The 23,383-nt window shown below is 57.7% G+C and carries 27 protein-coding genes; 16 read left to right on the forward strand and 11 right to left on the reverse strand.

Translation table 11 applies throughout. The features are described from left to right. The 7 genes from solA to mdtH all read right to left on the reverse strand — a co-directional run. Positions 1 to 611 (reverse strand): N-methyl-L-tryptophan oxidase (gene solA, locus ACRDD5_RS13670; RefSeq protein ID WP_438677062.1); only part of this gene is annotated, 611 nt, incomplete at its 3' end. Positions 612 to 727: 116 nt separating this feature from the next. Beyond that, positions 728 to 982, reverse strand: a complete 255-nt coding sequence (gene bssS, locus ACRDD5_RS13675) for a biofilm formation regulator BssS (protein WP_271281783.1) — start codon at positions 980 to 982, stop codon at positions 728 to 730. Positions 983 to 1,250: 268 nt separating this feature from the next. Continuing rightward, a complete protein-coding gene (dinI, locus tag ACRDD5_RS13680; protein ID WP_438677063.1) occupies positions 1,251 to 1,496 on the reverse strand; it encodes a DNA damage-inducible protein I in 246 nt (81 codons plus the stop codon). Between the two features lie 73 nt (positions 1,497 to 1,569). Next, positions 1,570 to 2,616: a dihydroorotase gene (gene pyrC, locus ACRDD5_RS13685; RefSeq protein WP_271281781.1), complete on the reverse strand. Its 1,047-nt coding sequence runs from the start codon at positions 2,614 to 2,616 to the stop codon at positions 1,570 to 1,572. A 109-nt stretch (positions 2,617 to 2,725) separates the two neighbouring features. Then, a complete protein-coding gene (locus tag ACRDD5_RS13690) occupies positions 2,726 to 3,286 on the reverse strand; it encodes a lipoprotein (RefSeq protein WP_271281780.1) in 561 nt (186 codons plus the stop codon). Positions 3,287 to 3,411: 125 nt separating this feature from the next. Continuing rightward, a complete protein-coding gene (grxB, locus tag ACRDD5_RS13695) occupies positions 3,412 to 4,059 on the reverse strand; it encodes a glutaredoxin 2 (RefSeq protein WP_271281779.1) in 648 nt (215 codons plus the stop codon). 62 nt (positions 4,060 to 4,121) lie between these two features. Next, a complete protein-coding gene (mdtH, locus tag ACRDD5_RS13700) occupies positions 4,122 to 5,330 on the reverse strand; it encodes a multidrug efflux MFS transporter MdtH (RefSeq protein ID WP_438677064.1) in 1,209 nt (402 codons plus the stop codon). Positions 5,331 to 5,564: 234 nt separating this feature from the next. Between mdtH and rimJ the strand changes: the two genes are divergently transcribed. The 4 genes from rimJ to murJ all read left to right on the forward strand — a co-directional run bounded on the left by rimJ (position 5,565) and on the right by murJ (position 9,421). Beyond that, positions 5,565 to 6,149 carry a ribosomal protein S5-alanine N-acetyltransferase gene (gene rimJ, locus ACRDD5_RS13705; protein ID WP_271281778.1) on the forward strand — a complete coding sequence of 195 codons (585 nt, stop codon included), beginning with the start codon at positions 5,565 to 5,567 and terminating at the stop codon, positions 6,147 to 6,149. 9 nt (positions 6,150 to 6,158) lie between these two features. Next, positions 6,159 to 6,809: a YceH family protein gene (locus ACRDD5_RS13710; RefSeq protein WP_438677065.1), complete on the forward strand. Its 651-nt coding sequence runs from the start codon at positions 6,159 to 6,161 to the stop codon at positions 6,807 to 6,809. 2 nt (positions 6,810 to 6,811) lie between these two features. Next, entirely contained in the window at positions 6,812 to 7,735 is a 924-nt protein-coding gene (locus tag ACRDD5_RS13715) for a Gfo/Idh/MocA family protein (protein ID WP_438677066.1), read from the forward strand. 147 nt (positions 7,736 to 7,882) lie between these two features. After that, on the forward strand, positions 7,883 to 9,421 hold the full coding sequence (gene murJ / locus ACRDD5_RS13720) for a murein biosynthesis integral membrane protein MurJ (protein ID WP_271281775.1): 1,539 nt from the start codon (positions 7,883 to 7,885) through the stop codon (positions 9,419 to 9,421). Positions 9,422 to 9,470: 49 nt separating this feature from the next. Here murJ and flgN read toward each other — a convergent pair whose 3' ends face one another. From flgN to flgA, 3 genes are all read right to left on the reverse strand, one after another. Next, positions 9,471 to 9,893 (reverse strand): flagella biosynthesis chaperone FlgN, encoded by a 423-nt coding sequence (flgN, locus tag ACRDD5_RS13725; protein WP_271281774.1) that lies wholly within the window; start codon positions 9,891 to 9,893, stop codon positions 9,471 to 9,473. Positions 9,894 to 9,900: 7 nt separating this feature from the next. Continuing rightward, positions 9,901 to 10,194 carry a flagellar biosynthesis anti-sigma factor FlgM gene (gene flgM / locus ACRDD5_RS13730; RefSeq protein WP_271269566.1) on the reverse strand — a complete coding sequence of 98 codons (294 nt, stop codon included), beginning with the start codon at positions 10,192 to 10,194 and terminating at the stop codon, positions 9,901 to 9,903. Positions 10,195 to 10,287: 93 nt separating this feature from the next. Continuing rightward, positions 10,288 to 10,944 (reverse strand): flagellar basal body P-ring formation chaperone FlgA, encoded by a 657-nt coding sequence (flgA, locus tag ACRDD5_RS13735; RefSeq protein ID WP_271281773.1) that lies wholly within the window; start codon positions 10,942 to 10,944, stop codon positions 10,288 to 10,290. Positions 10,945 to 11,104: 160 nt separating this feature from the next. Between flgA and flgB the strand changes: the two genes are divergently transcribed. The 11 genes from flgB (at position 11,105) to flgL (ending at position 21,018) form a co-directional block, all read left to right on the forward strand. Further along, entirely contained in the window at positions 11,105 to 11,521 is a 417-nt protein-coding gene (gene flgB / locus ACRDD5_RS13740; protein ID WP_271281772.1) for a flagellar basal body rod protein FlgB, read from the forward strand. 2 nt (positions 11,522 to 11,523) lie between these two features. Then, on the forward strand, positions 11,524 to 11,928 hold the full coding sequence (gene flgC / locus ACRDD5_RS13745) for a flagellar basal body rod protein FlgC (RefSeq protein ID WP_032617532.1): 405 nt from the start codon (positions 11,524 to 11,526) through the stop codon (positions 11,926 to 11,928). An 11-nt stretch (positions 11,929 to 11,939) separates the two neighbouring features. After that, positions 11,940 to 12,650, forward strand: coding sequence for a flagellar hook assembly protein FlgD (flgD, locus tag ACRDD5_RS13750; protein WP_271281771.1), 711 nt, complete (start codon positions 11,940 to 11,942; stop codon positions 12,648 to 12,650). 26 nt (positions 12,651 to 12,676) lie between these two features. Continuing rightward, positions 12,677 to 13,939 (forward strand): flagellar hook protein FlgE, encoded by a 1,263-nt coding sequence (gene flgE / locus ACRDD5_RS13755; RefSeq protein ID WP_271281770.1) that lies wholly within the window; start codon positions 12,677 to 12,679, stop codon positions 13,937 to 13,939. A gap of 20 nt (positions 13,940 to 13,959) precedes the next feature. Next, positions 13,960 to 14,715 carry a flagellar basal body rod protein FlgF gene (locus ACRDD5_RS13760; protein WP_271281769.1) on the forward strand — a complete coding sequence of 252 codons (756 nt, stop codon included), beginning with the start codon at positions 13,960 to 13,962 and terminating at the stop codon, positions 14,713 to 14,715. Between the two features lie 11 nt (positions 14,716 to 14,726). Then, positions 14,727 to 15,509 (forward strand): flagellar basal-body rod protein FlgG, encoded by a 783-nt coding sequence (gene flgG, locus ACRDD5_RS13765; protein WP_271281768.1) that lies wholly within the window; start codon positions 14,727 to 14,729, stop codon positions 15,507 to 15,509. 57 nt (positions 15,510 to 15,566) lie between these two features. After that, positions 15,567 to 16,265 (forward strand): flagellar basal body L-ring protein FlgH, encoded by a 699-nt coding sequence (flgH, locus tag ACRDD5_RS13770; RefSeq protein WP_271281767.1) that lies wholly within the window; start codon positions 15,567 to 15,569, stop codon positions 16,263 to 16,265. 12 nt (positions 16,266 to 16,277) lie between these two features. After that, positions 16,278 to 17,375 (forward strand): flagellar basal body P-ring protein FlgI, encoded by a 1,098-nt coding sequence (locus ACRDD5_RS13775; protein ID WP_271281766.1) that lies wholly within the window; start codon positions 16,278 to 16,280, stop codon positions 17,373 to 17,375. Further along, positions 17,375 to 18,328: a flagellar assembly peptidoglycan hydrolase FlgJ gene (gene flgJ, locus ACRDD5_RS13780; protein ID WP_271281765.1), complete on the forward strand. Its 954-nt coding sequence runs from the start codon at positions 17,375 to 17,377 to the stop codon at positions 18,326 to 18,328. Before ACRDD5_RS13775 ends, flgJ begins: the two co-directional genes overlap by 1 nt. Before the next feature lie 75 nt (positions 18,329 to 18,403). Then, a complete protein-coding gene (flgK, locus tag ACRDD5_RS13785) occupies positions 18,404 to 20,050 on the forward strand; it encodes a flagellar hook-associated protein FlgK (RefSeq protein ID WP_438677067.1) in 1,647 nt (548 codons plus the stop codon). A gap of 14 nt (positions 20,051 to 20,064) precedes the next feature. Continuing rightward, positions 20,065 to 21,018, forward strand: a complete 954-nt coding sequence (gene flgL / locus ACRDD5_RS13790) for a flagellar hook-associated protein FlgL (protein WP_438677068.1) — start codon at positions 20,065 to 20,067, stop codon at positions 21,016 to 21,018. Positions 21,019 to 21,097: 79 nt separating this feature from the next. Here the strand turns inward: flgL and ACRDD5_RS13795 are convergent, their stop codons facing one another. Then, on the reverse strand, positions 21,098 to 22,309 hold the full coding sequence (locus tag ACRDD5_RS13795; RefSeq protein WP_438677069.1) for an MFS transporter: 1,212 nt from the start codon (positions 22,307 to 22,309) through the stop codon (positions 21,098 to 21,100). A 109-nt stretch (positions 22,310 to 22,418) separates the two neighbouring features. Between ACRDD5_RS13795 and ACRDD5_RS13800 the strand changes: the two genes are divergently transcribed. After that, a complete protein-coding gene (locus ACRDD5_RS13800) occupies positions 22,419 to 23,357 on the forward strand; it encodes a LysR family transcriptional regulator (protein ID WP_438677070.1) in 939 nt (312 codons plus the stop codon). Positions 23,358 to 23,383 lie beyond the last annotated feature (26 nt).

The raw sequence follows: 23,383 nt of genomic DNA on the forward strand, positions 1-23,383 counted from the left end.
GAAACCCAGGTTCCCGCGCTGACTAACAGACGGTGCGCGCTGTACTCACCTTCCGGCGTGTTGACGGTAACGCCGTCGTCATGATGGGTAATCGCGCTGACCGGGCAGTTAAAGAGCTGTGCGCAACCCGCCTCATTTGCCAGGGCAATCCAGGTTTTAATCGCCAGCTCGCTGCGCAGGACGCCAGAGTTAGCTTCAAACAGCCCGATATACCCCTCTGGCACCTGAATTTCCGGCCAGCGGCTCATTACCGCGGCGGCATCGAGCCGTTCCAGATCCAGATTGAACTGCCGGGCGCTGTGCTCGACGTTTGCCAGAAACGTTGAATCGGAGGGCCCCAGGTTCACGACGCCAGTGCGTTCAAACACCGGTTCGCCGCTGATGTCAGCCAGCTCATCCCATAGCGCCTGCGCACGTAACACAAGCGGCACATAACGTTCGCCTTCGCCGTACGCATGGCGCATCAGGCGGGTGTCGCCGTGGTGGCTGCCTTCGGTGTGGGGCGGCATATGGGCGTCAATCATCAGAACGTTCAGCCCGGCCCGGGTGGCGTAATAACCGGCCGCAGCCCCCACGGATCCACTGCCAATAATGATAAGGTCGTATTTCATCAGGATCTCTTAACGCGTTTCGTGGCTTAGAAGAGTAATTAACATGGCGGGGTTATACAAGGGTGAAATAATTGAGGCACCGTCAGGTGCCTGTTGGGTGAAAATGTGGCATCAACTTAATGCCGCTTATACTCATTTTCCTGGTAGTCACTGGATTCTATTTTTGCAATACCGGCTTCTAAAATAGAAATAAACTGACGTGCAACGTCTGTGGTGAGCCACAGCGTCTGCCCAACTTCCGATTCTACATGGTCGGGGTGATTCGGGGTCTGGTAATGCAAACGCAGCATCAGTGCGTCATAGCTGTCCACGGTGCTGATATCCCAGCCAACGAGAGGATGGGTCTGGATGACTTCATTATTCTTTTCCATCATAACCCCCTGAATACGTGTTTAAAGACAACGACTGTGAGGTTCAATCCGTGTTTTTCTGAAGCAATTTCAGTATATCAATTAATAAGGGTTCTGATCGGAAAAATAAACAGGCAGCAACACATTTTTCTAACATTTAGGAATGTTTGAACAATAAAACACCATGACGCGGGTGATTTTTAAGCCTTTTCCAGGATATTTTGCGGGTGAATGAAGGGCAAAAAAAAGCCGGGGCGACCCGGCAAAAAAACACAATGAGGGAGCAAAACTAATCGGTAATAAACCAGTCGTCAGCGCTTTCCCAGGTTTCCTGTAAAATTTCGCTGATGCGCACTTTATCGTCTTTTGCGCCGCCAATGACGGACAGGTTGTTGGCCCCGGCGTAGCGGACGGTGACAGCACCGTTGCTCTCGGGAAACGATTCGTTGATACGGCGAGATAGTTCACCCGCCAGTGCATCCAGCGCGCCGGCAGGTAAAGCAGTGGTTCTGGCAACGGTCACTTCAATACGCATATTTGCCCCCTGTGTTTATACTGTGTATTTATACAGTCATATCGGCAAGCTTGCAACAGGGGGCAGCGAATTTTTAGCGTTTAACCGTCCAGTGAACGGTTTCACCCGCGAGGAACGGAATCAGGGTGTCATCGGTCAGGGCGATGGATTCCACTACGCTGCTCTCTTCGCGCACCAGTTCAACGAAGCTCTCGTTAACCGGCAAACCGTAGAAGCGCGGGCCGTTCAGGGAACAGAAGGCTTCGAAGTGCTGCAGGGCATTCATCTCATCAAAGACCTGCGCATAGCTGGCGAGGGCAGTCGGTGCGTTAAAGCACCCTGCGCAGCCGCAGCTGGCCTCTTTGCGGTGACGGGCATGCGGGGCCGAGTCGGTGCCGAGGAAGACGCGATCGCAGCCGCTGGCGACCAGCTCACGCAGCGCCTGCTGGTGGATGTTGCGCTTGAGGATCGGCAGGCAGTAAAGGTGAGGGCGCACGCCGCCCACCAGCATGTGGTTGCGGTTGAACATCAGGTGCTGCGGGGTGATGGTGGCGGCCAGGCGCTCATTGCCGTCCCGTACGTAGTCAGCCGCATCTTTGGTGGTGATGTGTTCAAACACCACTTTTAGCCCCGGCAGACGCTGGCGCAGTGGCTCCATCACGCTGTCGATAAAACGCGCTTCGCGGTCAAAAATATCGATCTCCGCATGGGTCACTTCGCCATGCACCAGCAGCGGCATTCCCCGTTTTTCCATGCGCTCCAGTACCGGCATAATTGCATCGATACTGGTCACGCCGTGGCTGGAGTTGGTTGTTGCGTTGGCGGGATAGAGTTTAGCGGCGGTGAAGACGCCTTCGTTAAAGCCGCGCTCAACCTCATCAGGATCGAGAGTGTCGGTCAGATAGCAGGTCATCAGTGGGGTAAAGTCGTGACCGGCAGGCACTGCATCAAGAATGCGCTGGCGGTAGGCAATCGCCGCCTCAACCGTGGTGATGGGCGGCACCAGATTTGGCATCACAATCGCGCGGCCATAAATTTCGCTGGTATACGGCACAACGGTATTCAGCATATCGCCATCGCGAAGATGGATATGCCAGTCGTCTGGGCGGCGGATTTTCAAAACCTGGGATGGTGCAGTCATGGATGAGCTCCGGCTGAGTGAGATGATTTTTGCCGGACACAAAGAATAGGGGGAAACGTTTTCGTTTGCACTCTTTTCCGTAAAAAAAGGCGCCGAAGCGCCTTTAAGGTTAGTCAGTGAAGGGGATTATTATCTCACCCGGCTTCACTTCGATCCCTTTCGCGTACTTTTTCGCCAGCGCCTCGCCCTTGCTGTTGTCTTCCCGCAGAACGTAAGCAGGCTGCTGGTTGAAGTAGTTTTGCAGCGACTGGTTCAGATAGGGCATCAGCGTCTGCAGAACCGGTTTCATCTTGTCCGGCGACACCTCGGCCTCGGCGATCTCCATCTGTTGCAGATAGATAGCCCCCTTTTCTTTGTTAAACACCGGCAGCGCTTTTAACTTCAGTTTGATATTGGCTTTCTGGCTGCCGAACAGGGAGTTCATGTCCAGGCTGGCATCGCCGGAAAGTATCACTTTGTTGGGCTCTTCGCGACCAATCTGACTGGCAAGATTGGTCAGCACGATATGGGCATCGGCAACGCCGGGCACGCCGATATCTTTCGCAAAGTTATTACGCTTTTGCAGCGCCTGATTAATTTCCTGCTCGCTGACGGTGTACTGTGTAAGCTGATTACATCCAACCAGCAGGCCGCTGACAATTAACGCAGCGGCAATAACAATCTTTTTCATAGGTTCCCTCGACAGAATGTCAGCGCCTCAATTATGACGCGACAGTATGTCAGGGGAGACTTTGTCAAACCAGCGGAAAAAGCTGATAAAAGCGGGCGGTCTGAATGTGACCGCCCTGGCAGGGATTACAGCGCCTGGGACGACAGCAGGTTCACCTGGGTCTGTTTGGCCATATTATCGCGGTAATCGGCGACACGTGTCGGCCAGTTAATGCCCGCAACGATTGTCAGATTACGCAGCAGCGGGAACAGGTGGATATCGTCATCGGAGAGCTCGCCATTCACTGCGTTAGGCTGGACGATGAGCTTGTCCAGCGCCCGAAGATCGTCGCTGATGTTCTTCACCAGCCCTGCAGAGTGGGACAGATGCTCGGCGAAGCTGCCGATGGACGCCTCTTTCCTTGCGACAAAGCTGGCGCGTGCCTGCGGGGTGGAGAACTCATCAAAGGCGGCTTTGGCAAATCGGGGGATCAACAGACGGTTGGCATAGCCGTTAACCTTGCGCAGCCATTCGGCAATGGCCGGATTTTGCTTACCGGTCAGCAGCGGCTGGCCATCAAGCGCGTCGACATAGCGCACGATATCCATGCTTTCGGGCAGATAACGGCTGTCATCTTTTTGCAGGATCGGCACCATTTTTTGCCCAATCATCCGCGTCGGCGTGGCGTCGTCGTCACTCAGGAGCGTTATCCTTTCGACGGGAAGATTTTTAAGGCCAAAAATCATACGGGCTTTCACACAGAACGGGCAGTGATCGTAAATATAAAGTTTCACGTTTCTCCTCCAGTGGTTGACCATCAACATTCAGTATGGAGGAGAAAAAAGCCCGTTACAAATCAGGTACCCGGTTCAAGCATACCCGGCGCGCTGCGTTTATGGCTAAATTGCCAGCCCAGGGCAAAGAAGGTGATGACCCCAATCAGCGCCAGCATGACCCACGGCAGTTCCGGCTGATTAAAGGCTTTACCGGCATCGAACAGCCAGCCGCCACCGGCATACCCCAGCGCGCCGCCAATTGCCAGCCCGAGGCGGCTAAAGCCCATATAGCTGCCGCGCGCACGGGCATCGGCCAGCTGCGCGCTCAGCGTTTCACGCGCGGGTTCAGCAATAATCGAGCCGATGTAGAAGGTACAGATCAGCAGAAACAGCTGCTGTAACGAGCTCACCATACCGATCGGCAGCATGCTCAGGGACATCAACAGCAAGCCAGCCATCAGCCGATGTTCAAGGCGAAAACGCTTTTCGCTCCAGCGGGCGATGGGGTACAGCAGGGTCAGCGACAGGCAGGCTTCGATGGCGTACATCCACGTCACCGCCGTCGGGGAACCGGCAATATCATTGACCATGATCGGCAGCATCAGCATCACCTGGACCCCCAGCATGTAATACCCGGCCAGCGTCAGCACGTAGGTGATAAAGCGTTTGTCGCGCCACACGCGATCCAGACCCTCGCGGACCGGCGCTTTGACGGTGGAGAGTTTCCAGGCAGGCAGCAGCCAGGCGTTAAACCCCGCGCAGAGAATAAACAGTACCGCCCCGGTGGCACACACCAGGCGGAAGTCATACTGCAGCAGCCAGCTTCCTAATAGCGCGCCAACGACCGCGCCGGCACTGTCCTGCATCATCAGCAGGGAGAAAAAACGCCCGCGCTGCTGAGGACGAATCAGCTTCACCACCAACGCGGTGCGCGGTGGGTCGAACAGCGTGCCGCCGAGACCGGAAATAATGCAGGAGACCCACAGCAGCCAGGGTTCATGCGCTATAGCCATGGTGGCAAAGCCCGCGGCCCGCAACAGCATGCCGGTGACAATCATCGGTTTTGCACCGAAGCGATCGGCAATCGCGCCGCCAAACACCCCCAGCCCCTGCTGAATGAGCTGGCGTAGCCCCAGCGCAATCCCGACCATCAGTGCCGCCCAGCCCATCTGATCGACAAAGCGAATCGAAATGAGCGGAAAAACGACAAAAAAGCCGAGGACAACCAGCATGTTATCGACTAACAGGAAATATTTACCCAGATTACGGGCCTGCGAGATACGGGACATTTCCCCTCCAGGGGAATAAAGATGATAAGCGCGCTAATATTCTGCGTTGTTGGCGGGGTTTTTCCCACACAAGCTGTCACAATATTTTTTTATCAAGAGGTGACTTTGATTCAGGTTTTTCATCGAAAAAGGTGAAAAGCCGTAAAAAGGGTATGTCACTGTTTTCCCAGACGGCATTCGCGCAGGTATAGTAAAGCTAACGGGTCGAGGTTGTAACGGGAAGGAGTGGTATCAATGTTTGGCTATCGCAGTAATGTGCCGAAAGTGCGCCTGACGACCGACCGCCTGGTGGTGCGTCTGGTGCATGAGCGTGATGCCTGGCGTCTGGCGGACTACTACGCTGAGAATCGTCAGTTTTTAAAACCCTGGGAACCCGTACGGGATGAGAGTCACTGTTACCCTTCCGGCTGGCAGGCACGGTTAAGCATGATTGCCGAGTTCCACCGACAGGGCTCGGCGTTTTATTTTGCGCTGCTCGATCCTGATGAAAAAGAGATCGTCGGGATCGCCAACTTTTCTAACGTGGTGCGGGGCTCGTTCCACGCCTGTTATCTGGGCTATTCCATCGGGCAAAAATGGCAGGGACAGGGGCTGATGTACGAGGCGCTGACCTCGGCAATCCGCTACATGCAGCGTACCCAGCATATGCATCGCATTATGGCTAACTATATGCCGCACAATCAGCGCAGCGGCGATTTACTGGGGCGCCTCGGTTTTGAAAAAGAGGGCTACGCCAAAGATTACCTGCTGATTGACGGCGAATGGCGCGATCATGTTCTGACGGCGCTGACCACTCAACAATGGAGCGCCGGGCGCTAAGGAACAGAAATGAAATATCAGTTAAGCGCCACCGAAGCGCGCGTGATTGGCTGTCTGCTGGAAAAGCAGGTAACCACCCCGGAGCAATATCCGCTCTCGGTCAATGCCGTGACCCTGGCCTGTAACCAAAAAACCAACCGTGAACCGGTGATGAACCTCGGCGAACACGATGTGCAGGATCAGCTCGACGCGCTGGTGAAGCGTCACTATCTGCGCACCGTCAGCGGGTTTGGCAACCGCGTGACCAAGTACGAGCAGCGCTTTTGTAACTCGGAATTTGGTGCGCTGAAGCTGAGTCCGGCAGAGGTTGCCATCATCGCTACCCTGCTGCTGCGCGGGGCGCAAACGCCTGGTGAGCTGCGCACCCGCGCGGCGCGCATGCATGAATTTGCCGATACCCAACAGGTGGAGCAGACGCTTGAGGCGTTAGCCAGCCGGGAAGATGGCCCCTTTGTCCTGCGTCTGGGGCGTGAACCCGGTAAGCGCGAAAGCCGCTTTATGCATCTCTTCAGCGGCGACGTTGAAACGCCGGTCAATGCGATAGACGCCGATACCTCGCTGGTAGACGTTGGCCTGGCGGCGCGCGTTGAGGCGCTGGAGAATGAAGTTGAAGACCTGAAACAGCGGCTCGATTCGCTGCTGGCACATCTGGGAGATTAACGGTGACAAAATTACGAGTAGGCGTTGTCGGTCTGGGCGGCATTGCGCAAAAAGCCTGGCTGCCGGTGCTGAGTACCGCCACCGACTGGACGTTACAGGGGGCCTGGTCGCCCTCACGCGATAAAGCACTGCGAATTTGCGAGTCCGTGCGCATGCCATACCTGGGCTCGCTGCAGGATTTAGCCCGCGAGTGCGATGCGGTGTTTGTCCATACTTCGACCGCCACCCACTATCAGGTGGTCAGCGAGCTGCTGCAGGCGGGCGTCCACGTCTGTGTTGATAAACCGCTTGCGGATAATCTTGCCGATGCCGAGCGCCTGATTGAGCTGGCTGCGCAGAAAAAACTGACCCTGATGGTGGGCTTTAACCGCCGCTTTGCACCGCTCTATCAGCAGCTGAAAACCCAGCTGAACGGTGCGGCATCGCTGCGCATGGATAAGCATCGCGCCGACAGCGTCGGGCCCAACGATCTGCGTTTTACGCTGCTGGATGACTATCTGCACGTGGTGGATACCGCTCTGTGGCTGGCGGGTGACAGCGCCCGCTTAACCGGCGGCACATTGCAGACTAACGACCAGGGGGCGATGATCTACGCCGAGCACCATTTCAGCGCGGACAATCTGCAGGTAACCACCTCCATGCACCGCCGGGCAGGCAGCCAGCGGGAGTGGGTTCAGGCGGTCACGGACGGCGCGCTGCTGGATATCACCGATATGCGCGAGTGGCGGGAAGAGCGGGGCGCAGGCGTGGTGACGCCTGCTATTCCGGGCTGGCAAAGTACGCTCGAGCAACGCGGATTTACCGGCTGTGCGCGCCACTTTATCGAATGCGTGCAAAATCAGACGGTTCCGGAAACCGCGGGCGAACAGGCGATCCGTGCCCAGCGTATCGTGGAGAAGCTGTGGCGCGACGCCATCAGCGAATAACCCGCTGTAACATCTGGCGATAGCAATTCCGCGGTTTCGGGGTAGACTACGCGCTGTTGTTTTGTAGGCCGGGTAAGCATCGCGCCACCCGGCGCAAATACGCCTGCTTTGCAGGCGTTTTCCGTTTGGGTGTGGAAATTCACGTTAATGAACCTATTAAAATCGCTGGCGGCCGTCAGCTCGATGACCATGTTTTCGCGCGTGCTGGGCTTTGCGCGCGACGCCATTGTGGCGCGGGTCTTTGGTGCCGGAATGGCGACGGACGCCTTTTTTGTCGCCTTTAAGCTGCCAAACCTGTTGCGCCGTATTTTTGCCGAGGGGGCGTTCTCCCAGGCGTTTGTGCCGATCCTGGCGGAATACAAAAGCAAGCAGGGGGAAGACGCGACCAGGGTATTTGTATCCTATGTGTCGGGGCTGCTGACCCTTGCGCTGGCGATTGTGACGGTGGTCGGGATGCTGGCCGCACCCTGGGTGATCATGGTAACGGCGCCGGGCTTTGCCGATACCGCTGATAAATTCACCCTGACCACGCAGCTGCTGCGCATTACCTTCCCTTATATTCTGCTGATTTCGCTGGCCTCGCTGGCGGGGGCGATCCTCAACACCTGGAACCGCTTCTCGGTCCCGGCCTTCGCGCCCACCTTCCTCAATGTCAGCATGATCGGCTTTGCCCTGTTTGCCGCGCCGCACTTTAACCCGCCGGTTCTGGCGCTCGCGTGGGCGGTGACCGTCGGTGGCGTGCTGCAGCTGGCCTATCAGCTGCCGCACCTGAAGAAGATCGGCATGCTGGTCCTGCCGCGTATTAACCTGCGCGATGCCGGGGCGATTCGGGTGGTGAAGCAGATGGGCCCGGCAATCCTCGGGGTCTCCGTCAGCCAGATTTCGCTTATCATCAACACCATCTTTGCTTCGTTCCTGGTCTCTGGATCGGTGTCGTGGATGTACTACGCCGACCGTCTGATGGAGTTCCCGTCCGGGGTGCTGGGCGTGGCGCTGGGCACCATTCTGCTGCCGTCACTCTCCCGCAGCTTTGCCAGCGGCAACCACGACGAGTATTGCCGCCTGATGGACTGGGGGCTGCGTCTATGCTTCCTGTTGGCACTGCCGAGCGCGGTGGCGCTGGGGATCCTCGCTAAACCGCTGGTCGTGTCACTGTTCCAGTACGGCAAATTTAGCGCCTTCGATGCGCTGATGACCCAGCGCGCGCTGGTGGCGTACTCCGTGGGGCTGATGGGGCTGATCGTGGTCAAGGTGCTGGCTCCGGGCTTTTACTCGCGCCAGGACATCAAAACGCCGGTCAAAATTGCCATCGTGACCCTGATCATGACCCAGCTGATGAACCTGGTGTTTATTGGCCCACTCAAGCATGCCGGTCTGTCGCTCTCCATCGGCCTGGCGGCCTGTCTGAATGCCGGGTTGCTGTACTGGCAGCTGAGAAAGCAAAAGATTTTCACCCCGCAGCCGGGATGGACACGCTTCCTGGTGCGTCTGCTGATTGCGGTGCTGGTGATGGCGGCGGCGCTGCTGGGGATGATGCACGTGATGCCGGACTGGGAGCAGGGCACCATGTTCTATCGTCTGCTGCGCCTGCTGGCGGTAGTGGTCGTCGGTGTGGTGGCGTATTTTGCCACCCTGGCGGTGCTGGGCTTTAAGTTGAAAGAGTTCGCCCGCCGCACGACGGCGTAAGCAAAAAAAGGGCGTACCCGCCGGGTACGCCCTGTTATTCATTCCGGTTTTAAATCGTAAACTTCTTCCCGCCGCTGCGCGAACTGGACGTTTGACCGTCCGCGCCATACAGCCCCGTCTCCTGGTGCGGCTTAAGCACCTCCAGCGCCTGCTGGTTGCGGGTCATCTGACCTTCGAGCAGCCAGCCGTTGTGCTGATTGAGATCGCGCAGATGCTGGGTTTTTTCAGTAATTGTTTGCCAGCGATCGGCGACATCATCATTGGCGCTACGGCGAGCCTCTTGCTCCGCGCGTCGCTGCTGCTCCAGATAGTCGAGGGTGGCCAGCAGCGAGCTTTTATCTTCGGTAATGCGCTGCAACGCACTGCCGTGAACATTCCCGGCAGACAGCTGCTGTTGCTCGGCATCCATCACCGTTTTCAGGTCGTTTAATACAACCGTCATTTGATCCATTATTTCCGTCAGACGACTCATACGGTGATTACTCTAAGAAACTTTGCGCTTCCTGGATCAGCGCGTCGGCGATTTTACTGGTATCCATTTTCAGCTCACCGTTGCGGATCGCCGTTTTGAGCGATTCAACGCGTTCCATGTTGATGTCGTTACTGCCTGGCTGCATCAGCTTCGCCTGGGCATCGCTCAGCGTAACGCTGGCGCTGGTACTGTCGGCGCTGGCCGATTTTTGCAGGCGTGTTTTGGCCGTCGCAGTGTCATGCAGTTCGCGAGGTTGTACAGTGCTAACCGGCTTCAGGGGCGATGTACGATCAATGCTCATTATGTTGTCCTCATCGAGGGTTGGCGGCGTTAGCGCCTGACATTTTCATTTGTTAATGATTTATCGGCAGCCGCTGCATAATCTTTAAAAAGATTATAGGTTAATCAGAATATTCCCATCAGAATCGACCGTTCCGCTCACCACCTGGCCGGAAGTCATTCTGACGCGTGCGTTCTGGGCGACGGCCGCGTTGTTCAGCGCCTGTCCTTCACCGTTAACGCTAAAGCCATCGCCACTGGCGATCACCATCACCCGCTGCCCGGCTTTGATCCGCCAGGACTGGCGCAGCATCGACAACTGCAGCGGCTGGCCCGGCGCGACGTCGCGCAGGCTGACGGCATTCTGCGCCTGGCTAATGTCCAGCATGGTACGTGGGGGCAGCTGATCCAGCCTGCCGCGCTTGCGCGTGACGCTTCCCGGCTGGACAACGCCACCGCGGGGAATGGCCTGGGCCGCGACAACATAATCGCCCGTCGCCTGAACTGCAACCTGTATAAAACGTTTCTCAGTGCCGCAGAGCGCGGTGACGCTCACGTTGCCCCACAGTTTGCTGGTGCCTGGGATGCTAAAGGCCGGCATTTCGCAGGAGGGGAGCATCGTCGGCGGCGTGCGGACCTGGACCGTCACTTCATCGCTAAATCCGGCCAGACGCTGGGCAAAAAACGCCGTCAGCTGGGCGTCCAGATCCTGCGCCAGCGAGACGGAGCTCCAGAGAAGTAAGGTTGCGGTCATGCCACGTTTTAACGCCATATCGCCAGTACCCGTCGGTTCGAGAATGAGCAGAATTCTACCTGTAGCGGTTTCGCATCAACGCAATAAATAGCGACGCATTTTGCGCTTATTCCGTCGATGACGAGCATGGGTTGAGATTTAAGCTATCCACTGAAATTTTGCCATCAGCGGAGGAGATATGCTCGATAGACTCGATGCCGCGCTACGTTTTCAGCAGGAAGCGCTCAACTTACGCGCCCAGCGTCAGGAGATTCTGGCCGCCAATATCGCGAACGCCGATACCCCAGGGTTTCAGGCGCGCGATATCGATTTTTCCAGTGAATTGAAGAAAGTCATGGAGCGTGGGCGGGCCGAGAATAGCGGTGTCGCCCTTACGCTGACGTCCGCACGCCACATTCCCGCCGCGACCGTGACGACCCCGAACACCGATTTACTTTATCGCATCCCCGATCAGCCATCCCTCGACGGCAACACCGTTGATATGGACCGGGAGCGTACGCAGTTTGCCGATAACAGCCTGAAGTACCAGATGGGGCTGACCGTTCTCGGTGGACAGATCAAAGGCATGATGAACGTCCTGCAGGGGGGTAACTAAGTTTGGCCTTACTGAATATTTTTGATATCGCCGGTTCCGCGCTCACCGCGCAGTCCCAACGCCTGAACGTGGCCGCCAGTAACATGGCCAACGCCGACAGCGTGACCGGCCCGGATGGCCAACCTTATCGCGCTAAGCAGGTCGTTTTCCAGGTTGATGCCGCACCCGGTGCCGCCACCGGCGGGGTGAAAGTGGCGAATGTGATAGAGAGCCAGGCGCCGGACAAACTGGTGTACGAGCCCGGCAACCCGCTGGCGGATGCCAGTGGCTACGTCAAAATGCCCAACGTTGATGTGGTGGGCGAAATGGTGAACACCATGTCGGCTTCCCGTAGCTACCAGGCCAACGTTGAAGTGCTGAACACGGTGAAGAGCATGATGCTCAAAACGCTCACTCTGGGCCAGTAAAGGAGAGACCAATGTCCATCGCCGTCAATGTGAATGACCGGACGAATACCGCCGTCAGCGGAACCAGCGGCACCACGGGCAGCACCTCGCTGACAGGGAACAGCGCCTCTGACCTGCAGGGTAGCTTCCTGACGCTGCTCGTCGCGCAGCTGAAAAACCAGGATCCGACCAACCCGATGCAGAACAACGAACTGACGACGCAGCTTGCGCAGATCAGCACCGTGAGCGGCATCGAAAAACTGAACACCACGCTGGGCTCCATTTCCGGTCAGATCGACAACAGCCAGTCGATGCAGGCCAGCACGCTGATCGGTCATGGGGTGATGATCCCGGGGACCACGGTTCTGGCGGGTACCAGCGGCGCAGAAGGCTCCGCCACGACCACCACTACGCCGTTTGGCGTTGAGCTGCAGCAGAGCGCGGACAAAGTCACTGCCACCATCACCGACAAGAACGGCGCGGTGGTGCGCACGATTGATATCGGCGAGCTGAAAGCGGGCGTCCATACGTTTACCTGGGACGGGACGATGACCGATGGCGCCAGCGCGCCAAATGGCTCTTATAACGTCGCGATTTCCGCCAGCAGCGGCAGTACTCAGCTGGTGGCACAGCCGCTGCAGTTTGCGCTGGTGCAGGGCGTCATTCGCAATGGCAATGGTAACACGCTGGATCTGGGTACTTACGGAACCACTACGCTCGACGAAGTTCGGCAGATTATTTAAGCCCTAATACTTATCAGGAGTAAGTCATGGCCTTTTCTCAAGCGGTCAGCGGCCTGAATGCTGCGGCCACTAACCTCGATGTCATCGGTAACAACATTGCCAACTCCGCGACCTATGGTTTTAAGTCCGGTAGCGCCTCTTTCGCTGACATGTTCGCCGGCTCCAAAGTGGGCCTCGGCGTAAAAGTCGCCGGGATCACTCAGGATTTCAGCGACGGGACCACCACTAACACCGGTCGTGGCCTCGATGTCGCCATCAGCCAGAACGGTTTCTTCCGCATGCTCGACAGCAACGGTTCGGTTTACTACAGCCGTAACGGTCAGTTCAGCCTCGACGAAAACCGTAACCTGGTGAACATGCAGGGTCTGCAGCTGACCGGCTTCCCGGCAGCAGGCAGCCCGCCGACGGTGCAGACCGGCGCGAACCCACAGCCGATCTCCATTCCTGTCGACCTGATGCCCGCGAAAGCGACCACCACCAGTAGCCAGCAGATCAACCTGAACTCCACCGACACCGTGCCAACGATTGCGTTTGATGCCACCTCGGTGACTCCGAACCCGGACAGCTACAACAAAAAAGGCACCATCACCGTTTTCGACACCCAGGGTAACGCCCACAACATGTATGTCTACTACGTGAAAACGGCAGACAACAAGTGGGATCTGTATACCCAGGATGGCAGCGTGGCCAATGCGAAAATCACTAAATCTGCCCAGATGAACTTCGACAGTAACGGGAATCTGGAAGGGGTTTACAACTACAGTGCGGGTGGTGTGCTGAGCACAACGAAGAACGCTAACCCAGCGATCAACGTCACCACCGATCCGTTAAGCGGCGCGGTGCCGGTCACGTTCTCCCTGAGCTTCCTGAACTCAATGCAGCAGAACACCGGCGCGAACAACATCGTGGCCACCAACCAGAACGGCTACAAGCCGGGCGACCTGGTGAGCTATCAGATTAACGACGACGGCACGGTGGTGGGTAACTACTCCAACGAACAGAATCAGGTCCTGGGGCAGGTTGTACTGGCGAACTTCGCCAACAACGAAGGCCTGCAGTCTGAAGGCAACAACGTCTGGTCGGCGACCCAGTCCTCTGGCGTGGCCCTGCTGGGCACCGCGGGCAGCGGTAACTTCGGTACCCTGACCAACGGCGCGCTGGAAGCCTCCAACGTGGATCTCAGTAAAGAGCTGGTCAATATGATCGTCGCGCAGCGTAACTATCAGTCGAACGCGCAGACCATCAAAACCCAGGATCAGATCCTCAACACGCTGGTTAACCTCCGCTAACTGGCTGACGGGATAGCTTAATGGATCACGCAATATATACCGCGATGGGCGCCGCCAGTCAGACGCTCAATCAGCAGGCAGTGACCGCCAGTAACCTGGCGAACGCCTCCACGCCGGGTTTCCGTGCGCAGCTCAACGCGCTGCGCGCCGTGCCGGTGGAAGGGCTCTCCCTGCCAACGCGTACGCTGGTGGTGGCATCAACGCCGGGTGCCGACATGACGCCTGGGCAGATGGACTACACCTCACGTCCGCTCGACGTGGCCTTACAGCAGGATGGCTGGCTGGCGGTGCAAACCGCTGACGGCGGCGAAGGCTATACCCGTAACGGGAATATCCAGGTCGATGCCGTTGGGCAGTTGACCATTCAGGGCCACCCGGTTATCGGTGAAGCCGGCCCGATCACCGTGCCGGAAGGTTCTGAGATCACTATTGCTGCCGACGGCACCATCTCGGCGTTAAACCCGGGCGATCCGCCAAATACCGTGGCGCCTGTTGGCCGTCTGAAGCTGGTGAAAGCCGAGGGCAACGAAGTGCAGCGCGGTGACGACGGGATGTTCCGTCTGAGCCAGGCCGCACAGGCGACCCGGGGCGCAACCCTGCAGGCCGACCCGAGCATCCGCGTGATGTCCGGGGTGCTGGAAGGCAGTAACGTCAAGCCGGTTGCCGCGATGGCCGACATGATCGCCAGCGCGCGCCGCTTTGAAATGCAGATGAAGGTGATCTCCAGCGTGGATGAAAACGCCGGGCGCGCCAACCAACTGCTGTCAATGAGTTAACAGGACTTCTTATGATCAGTTCTTTATGGATCGCGAAAACTGGCCTCGACGCGCAGCAAACCAATATGGACGTGATCGCCAACAACCTGGCGAACGTCAGCACCAACGGTTTCAAGCGTCAGCGTGCAGTTTTCGAAGATTTGCTTTATCAAACCATCCGCCAGCCGGGTGCGCAGTCGTCTGAACAGACCACGCTGCCGTCGGGCCTGCAGATTGGTACCGGGGTTCGCCCGGTGGCGACCGAGCGTCTGCACAGCCAGGGCAACCTGTCCCAGACCAACAACAGCAAAGACGTGGCGATTAAAGGCCAGGGCTTCTTCCAGGTGCAGCTGCCGGACGGAACCTCAGCCTATACCCGCGACGGTTCGTTCCAGGTGGATCAGAACGGTCAGCTGGTGACGGCGGGCGGTTTCCAGGTTCAGCCTGCGATCACCGTTCCCGCTAACGCCCTGAGCATCACCATCGGGCGTGACGGGATCGTGAGCGTGACCCAGCAGGGTCAGGCCGCGCCGGTGCAGGTGGGGCAGTTGAACCTGACCACCTTTATGAACGACACCGGTCTGGAAAGCATCGGTGAGAACCTGTACATCGAAACCCAGTCCTCTGGCGCGCCAAACGAGAGCACGCCGGGGCTGAACGGGGCAGGCCTGCTGTATCAGGGGTATGTGGAAACCTCAAACGTTAACGTCGCGGAAGAGCTGGTGAACATGATCCAGGTGCAACGCGCGTACGAAATTAACAGTAAAGCAGTGTCGACGACCGACCAGATGCTGCAGAAACTGACGCAACTCTAAGGTGTAGCCCGGTGCGGTTAACGTCGCACCGGCTCCCTGTTTTCGAAGATGAAGGCAATGCAAAAAAACGCGGCGATTCGTTATCCGGTAGTGACTCTCCTGGCGGTGACCCTCAGCGGGTGCGCCTGGGTTCCGTCTAAACCTCTGGTCCAGGGTGCGACTTCCGCCCAACCCATTCCCGGCCCGACGCCGATTGTGAATGGCTCTATTTTCCAGACTGCGCAGCCGATTAACTACGGTTATCAGCCGCTGTTTGAAGACCGTCGTCCGCGCAATATCGGCGACACGCTGACTATCCAGCTGCAGGAAAACGTCAGCGCCAGCAAGAGCTCGTCGGCGAATGCCAGCCGCGACGGGAAAACCAATTTCGGTTTCGACACCGTACCGCGCTATCTGCAGGGCCTGTTCGGCAATGCCCGCGCCGATGTCGATGCCTCTGGCGGCAACTCCTTTAACGGTAAAGGCGGCGCCAATGCCAGCAACACCTTTAGCGGCACGTTGACGGTAACCGTCGACCAGGTGCTGGCGAACGGCAATTTACACGTCGTGGGTGAAAAACAGATCGCCATCAACCAGGGTACGGAGTTTATTCGTTTCTCCGGCGTGGTTAACCCGCGCACCATCAGCGGCTCCAACACCGTACCGTCCACCCAGGTGGCCGATGCGCGCATTGAGTACGTCGGCAACGGCTACATCAATGAAGCGCAGAATATGGGCTGGATGCAGCGTTTCTTCCTTAACTTATCGCCGATGTAAGCGAGGTGACACATGTTTAAATTCCTCTTCGCAACGGCCCTGGCCCTGGTGGCAACCTTCGCCCAGGCCGATCGTATTCGCGATTTGACCAGCGTACAGGGCGTACGTGAAAACTCCCTGATCGGCTACGGCCTGGTGGTCGGGCTTGACGGGACCGGTGACCAGACCACCCAGACGCCGTTTACCACCCAGAGCCTGAACAACATGCTCTCCCAGCTCGGCATTACCGTGCCGGCGGGCACCAACATGCAGCTGAAAAACGTGGCGGCGGTAATGGTCACGGCATCTTACCCTGCGTTTTCGCGCCAGGGGCAGACCATCGACGTGGTGGTCTCCTCGATGGGTAACGCCAAAAGCCTGCGCGGCGGTACCCTGTTGATGACCCCGCTGAAAGGGGTGGACAGCCAGGTTTATGCTCTGGCCCAGGGTAACATCCTGGTCGGCGGTGCGGGTGCCTCTGCGGGCGGCAGCAGCGTGCAGGTTAACCAGCTTAACGGCGGACGTATCACCGGCGGGGCGATCATCGAGCGCGAGCTACCCACGCAGTTCGGTGCCGGGAACACCATTAACCTGCAGCTGAATGACGACGACTTCACCCTCGCACAGCAGATTGCCGACACGATCAACCGTGGCCGCGGCTTCGGCAGTGCGACCGCGCTGGATGCGCGCACGGTGCAGGTTCGTACCTCCAGCGGCGGCAGCAATCAGGTGCGTCTGCTGGCGGATATCCAGAATATGGAAGTCAACGTCACCCCGCAGGACGCCAGAGTGATCATCAACTCGCGTACCGGCTCGGTGGTGATGAACCGCGAAGTCACCCTCGACAGCTGTGCCGTGGCGCAGGGCAACCTCTCCGTGACGGTTAACCGCTCAGCCAACGTCAGCCAGCCGGATACGCCATTTGGCGGCGGCGAGACTGTGGTCACACCACAAACCCAGATTGATATGCGTCAGAGCGGCGGCTCGCTGCAGAGCGTGCGCTCCAGCGCCAACCTGAACAACGTCGTGCGCGCGCTGAATGCGCTGGGTGCCACGCCGATCGATCTGATGTCCATTCTGCAGTCGATGCAGAGTGCCGGCTGTCTGCGTGCCAAAGTGGAAATCATCTGATGCTGACCGATAGCAAACTGCTGACCAGCGCGGCCTGGGATACTCAGTCGCTCAACGACCTGAAGGCCAAAGCAGGCAAAGACCCGGCGGGAAATATCCGCCCGGTTGCCCGCCAGGTGGAGGGGATGTTTGTGCAGATGATGCTGAAAAGCATGCGTGAGGCGCTGCCGAAAGATGGCATGTTCAGCAGCGACTCGACGCGTCTGTATACCAGCATGTACGACCAGCAGATTGCGCAGCAGATGACCTCCGGTAAAGGTTTAGGGCTCGCCGACGTGATTGTGAAGCAGATGGCGGCCGCCCAGGGCGTGCCGCCGGAAGAGCAGCCGCAGCAGGTGCCGATGAAGTTCGATCTGGAAACGGTGACCCGCTATCAAAATCAGGCCCTGACGCAGATGGTGCGTCAGGCGCTGCCGAAAAAGCCGGAAAGCAACGATGAACCGCTGACCGGCGACAGTAAAGACTTCCTGGCCCAGCTCTCGCTACCCGCGCGACTTGCCAGCGAGCAGAGCGGCGTTCCGCATCACCTGATCCTCGCCCAGGCGGCGCTGGAGTCCGGTTGGGGACAGCGGCAGATCCGCCGTGAGAATGGCGAGCCGAGCTTCAACATTTTTGGCGTGAAGGCCTCGGGAAGCTGGAAAGGGCCGACCACGGAAATCACTACCACTGAATTTGAAAATGGCGAAGCGAAAAAGATCAAAGCGAAGTTCCGCGTGTACAGTTCGTATCTGGAAGCCCTTTCCGATTACGTCAACCTGCTGAGCCGCAATCCGCGCTACGCCGCCGTGACCCAGGCCGCCACCGCAGAGCAGGGCGCCCAGGCGCTGCAGAGCGCCGGCTACGCCACCGACCCGCAGTATGCCCGCAAACTGACCAGCATGATCCAGCAGCTTAAATCGATGGGCGAGAAAGTCAGCAAAGCCTACAGCAACGATCTCGAAAATCTGTTCTGAAAAGTGCTCAAGTCCGGGGGGAGACTGCCGATAATCTTCATCAGGACTCGTGTCTAAAGTATAAAAGGAACCCCCATGTCCAGTTTGATCAACAGCGCCATGAGTGGCCTCAGCGCGGCACAGGCAGCGCTGAATACCGCCAGTAATAACATTTCAAGCTATAACGTCACGGGCTATACCCGTCAGACAACGGTGCTGAGTGCCTCAAACAGCACACTCACCGGCGGCGGTTGGGTTGGCAACGGCGTGTATGTCTCCGGGGTCCAGCGCGAATATGATTCATTCATCACCAACCAGCTGCGCACAGCACAGAACCAGAGCAGCGCCCTGAATACCCGCTACCAGCAGATGTCAAAAATCGACGATGTTCTGTCCGGTACCACCAACAACCTGTCAACCACCATGCAGGGTTTCTTTACCAGCCTGCAAACCCTGGTCAGCAATGCCGAAGATCCGGCTGCGCGTCAGACGGTGCTGGGCAAGGCCGATGGCCTGGTGAACCAGTTTAAAGTCAACGATCAGTACCTGCGCGATCAGGATAAGCAGATCAATATTGCTATCGGCACCAGCGTTGATCAGATCAACAACTACGCGAAGCAGATTGCGAACCTGAACGATCAGATCTCTAAACTGACCGGCGTCGGGGCAGGGGCATCGCCTAACAACCTGCTCGATCAGCGCGACCAGCTGGTGAGCGAGCTGAACCAGATTATCGGCGTTGAAGTTTCAGTCCAGGATGGCGGCACCTATAACGTATCGTTTGGCAATGGCTACAACCTGGTGCAGGGCAGCACTTCCAGTCAGCTGGCAGCCGTGAAGTCCAGCGCCGATCCTTCCCGCACCACCGTGGCGTTTGTTGACGAGGCGGCAGGAAGCGTGGAGATCCCAGAAAAGTTGCTGACCAACGGATCGCTCGGCGGGCTGTTGACCTTCCGTACTGAAGAGCTCGACACCGCGCGCAACACCTTGAATCAGCTGGCGCTCTCGTTCGCCAACGCCATGAACACCCAGCATGCAAAAGGTTTTGATGCCGAAGGCAATGCCGGTGAAAAAATGTTTGATATCGGCACGCCAGCGGTACTGGCTAACAGCAAAAATACCGGTTCGGCCTCGGTGTCCGCCGCCATCTCCGTCCCCGACAGCGCCAAAGTCCAGGCCACTGACTATAAGATGGAGTTTGATGGCTCCGACTGGAAGATTACCCGCCTCTCCGATAAAACCACGGTTACCGCCACTAACGACGGGAGCGGCAATTTATCTTTCGATGGCCTGACGGTCAGCGTATCGGGCGCGGCAAGTGCAAAAGACAGCTTTATCGTTAAACCGGTCGCTAACGCCATTGTGAATATGGATCTGGCGATCAGCGACGAATCGAAACTGGCCCTCGCGTCTGATGCTGCGGGCGGTGAGAGCGATAACCGCAACGGTCAGGCGCTGCTGGATCTGCAAAGCAGCAAAGTGGTTGGCGGTAACAAAACCTTTAACGATGCCTATGCGTCACTGGTCAGCACCGTCGGCAGCAAAACCTCGACCCTGAAAACCAGCAGCACGACGCAGGCCAACGTGGCGACGCAGCTGAGCAATCAGCAGCAGTCAATTTCCGGGGTTAACCTCGACGAAGAGTATGGCAACCTGCAGCGCTTCCAGCAGTATTACCTGGCAAATGCCCAGGTGCTGCAAACCGCCAGCACGCTCTTCGATGCGTTAATTAATATTCGCTAAGGCCGAGGTGAACGATGCGTATTAGCACCCAGATGATGTACCAGCAGAACATGCGTGGGATCACCGAATCCCAGAGCAAGTGGATGGAGTACGGTGAGCAAATGTCCACCGGAAAACGTGTTAACCGTCCTTCGGATGACCCGATTGCCGCCTCGCAGGCAGTGGTGTTATCCCAGGCGCAGTCACAGAATAGCCAATTTACATTGGCCCGCTCCTTTGCTACGCAGAAAGTATCTCTGGAAGAGAGCGTGCTGGATCAGGTGACTAAGGCAGTGCAATCGGCACAGGATAAAATTGTCTACTCGGGCAACGGCTCTTTGAGTGACGACGACCGTAATTCGCTTGCCACCGATCTGCAGGGTATTCGCGATCAGCTGGTTAACCTGGCAAATAGCACTGACGGTAACGGGCGATATATCTTTGCCGGCTACAAAACGGATGCAGCTGCATTTAATCAGGCCACCGGCGTATATGAAGGCGGTACAACACCGATTAGTCAGCAGGTGGATTCCGCGCGTACCATGCAGATTAGCCATACAGGTAGCGAAGTATTCGAATCGTTTACCAGTAACGCTGCGCTGGAGCCAGACGGCAGCGCACCGGAAACGAACCTGTTCAAAATTCTGGATAACGCCATTACGGCTCTGAAGACTCCGGTAGAAGGCGATCAGACTAAGGCTGAGCAGTTGACTAAAGACATTGATAAAGCAAACCGTGGCTTACGCAACTCCCTGGATAACGTTTTGACCGTGCGCGCCGATCTGGGCACAAAACTGAACGAACTCGACGCACTTGATACGCTGGGTAGCGATCGTGCGTTAGGTCAGACCCAGCAGATGAGCGATCTGATCGATGTGGACTGGAACGCAGCCATTTCCTCTTACACGATGCAGCAAGCTGCGCTCCAGGCGTCATACAAGGCCTTCAGCGATATGCAGGGCATGTCCTTGTTCCAGCTTAATAAATAACATTTTCACCTTTAGAACATGGCTTGAAACTGGTTATGTTCTCTCTGCCCAATCCGTTCGCGGATTGGGCTTTTTTTTATCAAGAGTTGACTGCCGTGCGCGTCTCCCGGGGGCGTTTGGTCAGGCGGATGACCAGCGCCACCGCCGCAGCCACGGTCGCCAGGGCAACCACGCCCGGCCATCCGGCAAGGGTATACAGTTGACTGCCGAGCGCGGATCCTAATGCCATACCAATAAACACGACGGTAAAGAGCAGGGCATTCAGACGGCCGCGTGCCTGCGGCTCCAGGCCATACACCAGATTCTGATGGGCGACGAGGCTGGATTGCAGACCCAGGTCAAAGCCCACGGCAGCAACGGCAATCAGGATCAGCTGGCCATGCAGGCCAAACAGCGGCAGCAAAAACATCAGTGCAAAGGAGAGGGTCACCAGCGCGGCACCCAGTTGGGTGACTTTTCCGGCGCCGAGCTTGTCGGCCAGCCCGCCCGCCAGAGGTGCTGCCAGCGCCCCAGCGGCACCCGCAATACCGTATCCGCCTGCAACCGCACTGCCCAGCTGATAATGTTCCATTAGCATCACCGCCAGCGTCGACCAGAAGGCGCTGAAAGCAATGGAGAGAAAGCCCTGCGCCAGTGCGGCACGACGCAATGCCGGGTAGCGTTGCCACAGGTGTGCCATAGAGCGCATCAGTGCCGGGTAACTCAGCGTTGAGGAGACCGCAAAGCGGGGCAACACCCTCCACATCACTACGGCGAGAAGCGCAATACTTCCCGCAGCCAGCTGGTACATCACGCGCCAGCCGAAGGCCTCACCGACCACACCGCTCACGGTTCTGGAGAGCAGGATCCCCAGTAACAGACCGGTCATCACCGTCCCGACCGTTTTCCCCTGTTTGCCCTCAGGCGCCAGAATGGCCGCGGCCGGAACGATATCCTGGGCCATGGTGGCGGTCATTCCAATCAACAGGCTCACCAGCAGCAGGGAGTGGATCTGAACGGTCAGGCTACAGGCCAGCAGCAACAGCGCCAGCGCGGCACTTTTCAGCACGATCAGCGTCCGGCGATCGTGACGGTCGCCCAGCGGCAGAAGAAACAGGATCCCCAGCGCATAGCCTGCCTGAGTCAGGGTCGGTACCATCCCCATGCCCTCGATGCTGAGATGCAGATCGCTACCCATCAGCGGCAGCAGTGGCTGGGCATAGTAAATAGCGGCGACGCTAAATCCTGCGCCTATTGCGAGGATAAATATGACCCAACGGCTGACGGCCTGGGTAGCGGTGTGAGTGTTCATATGCGGTTCCTTATATCGGGTGTGGCGCTATTCTTCCGCAGCTCGCCTTGCGGTGGTAGCAGGCGCAGTGTTAAAACACTTATACGTGTAACGTATAAGTGAATCGATAATGAAACGCTCAGAGCGTATAGACAGAGTAGAGCTGATGCGCACCTTTGTGCGTATCGTTGAAGCGGGGTCGCTCTCTGCCGCCGCCGTGCAGATGAGCACCACCCAGGCGACGGTGAGTCGCCGACTGCAGTCGCTGGAAACCTTGTTAGGGGCACGCCTGATCCTGCGCACCACCCACGCCATGAAGCTGACGGACGACGGTGAGCGCTGCTATCAGCATGCCCGACGCGTTATCGACAGCTGGCTGGCACTGGAAGATGAAGTGGGTCAAACGGAAGATGAACCCGTGGGCGTGCTGCGGGTACGTGCCCCGCATGCTTTTGGTCAGGAGCAGCTGCTGGAGCCGTTAACGGCGTTTCTGCTGCGCTACCCCCGGCTAAACGTGGAGTGGATGTTGAACGATCGCTCCGCTGATTTTCTCAGTGACAATATCGACTGCGCTATCCGCGTGGGGGCGGAGGTTGATCCGGCAACGGTATCGGTTCTGCTGGCGGAAGTGCCGCGCTGTATTGTGGCTTCGCCTGAATTGCTCTCCCGCCATGCCCCTGTCCATAAACCTGAAGATCTCTCGGCGCTGCCCTGGGTGGCGCTGAATACTTTTTATCGTGAGCATATCGAGTTGTTTAACGATGTTACGCAGCCTGCGCTGCGTATTGCTATCTCACCGAGACTGAGTACCGACAGTCTGTACGTGGCGCGTAAAAGTGCCCTGACCGGACTGGGCGTGGCGGTGGTATCAAGCTGGACGGTGGAAGGGGATATCCGTGAGGGGAGACTGGTGCATCTGCTGCCGGACTGGCAGCCTGCGGCGTTGCCCGTTCATCTGGTCTATCCGTGGTCGCGTTATTATCCGGCGCGGTTACGCCGCTTCCTGGACATGATGCGCGAGGTGATGCCGGAAATCGCCGGAATGCGCAGTCCGGCGCAAGAGAAATAAAAAAGCCGACCCGAAGGTCGGCTTTT

The sequence above is a fragment of the Silvania sp. genome (assembly GCF_051656365.1).
GTDB lineage: Bacteria > Pseudomonadota > Gammaproteobacteria > Enterobacterales > Enterobacteriaceae > Enterobacter > Enterobacter hatchlandensis.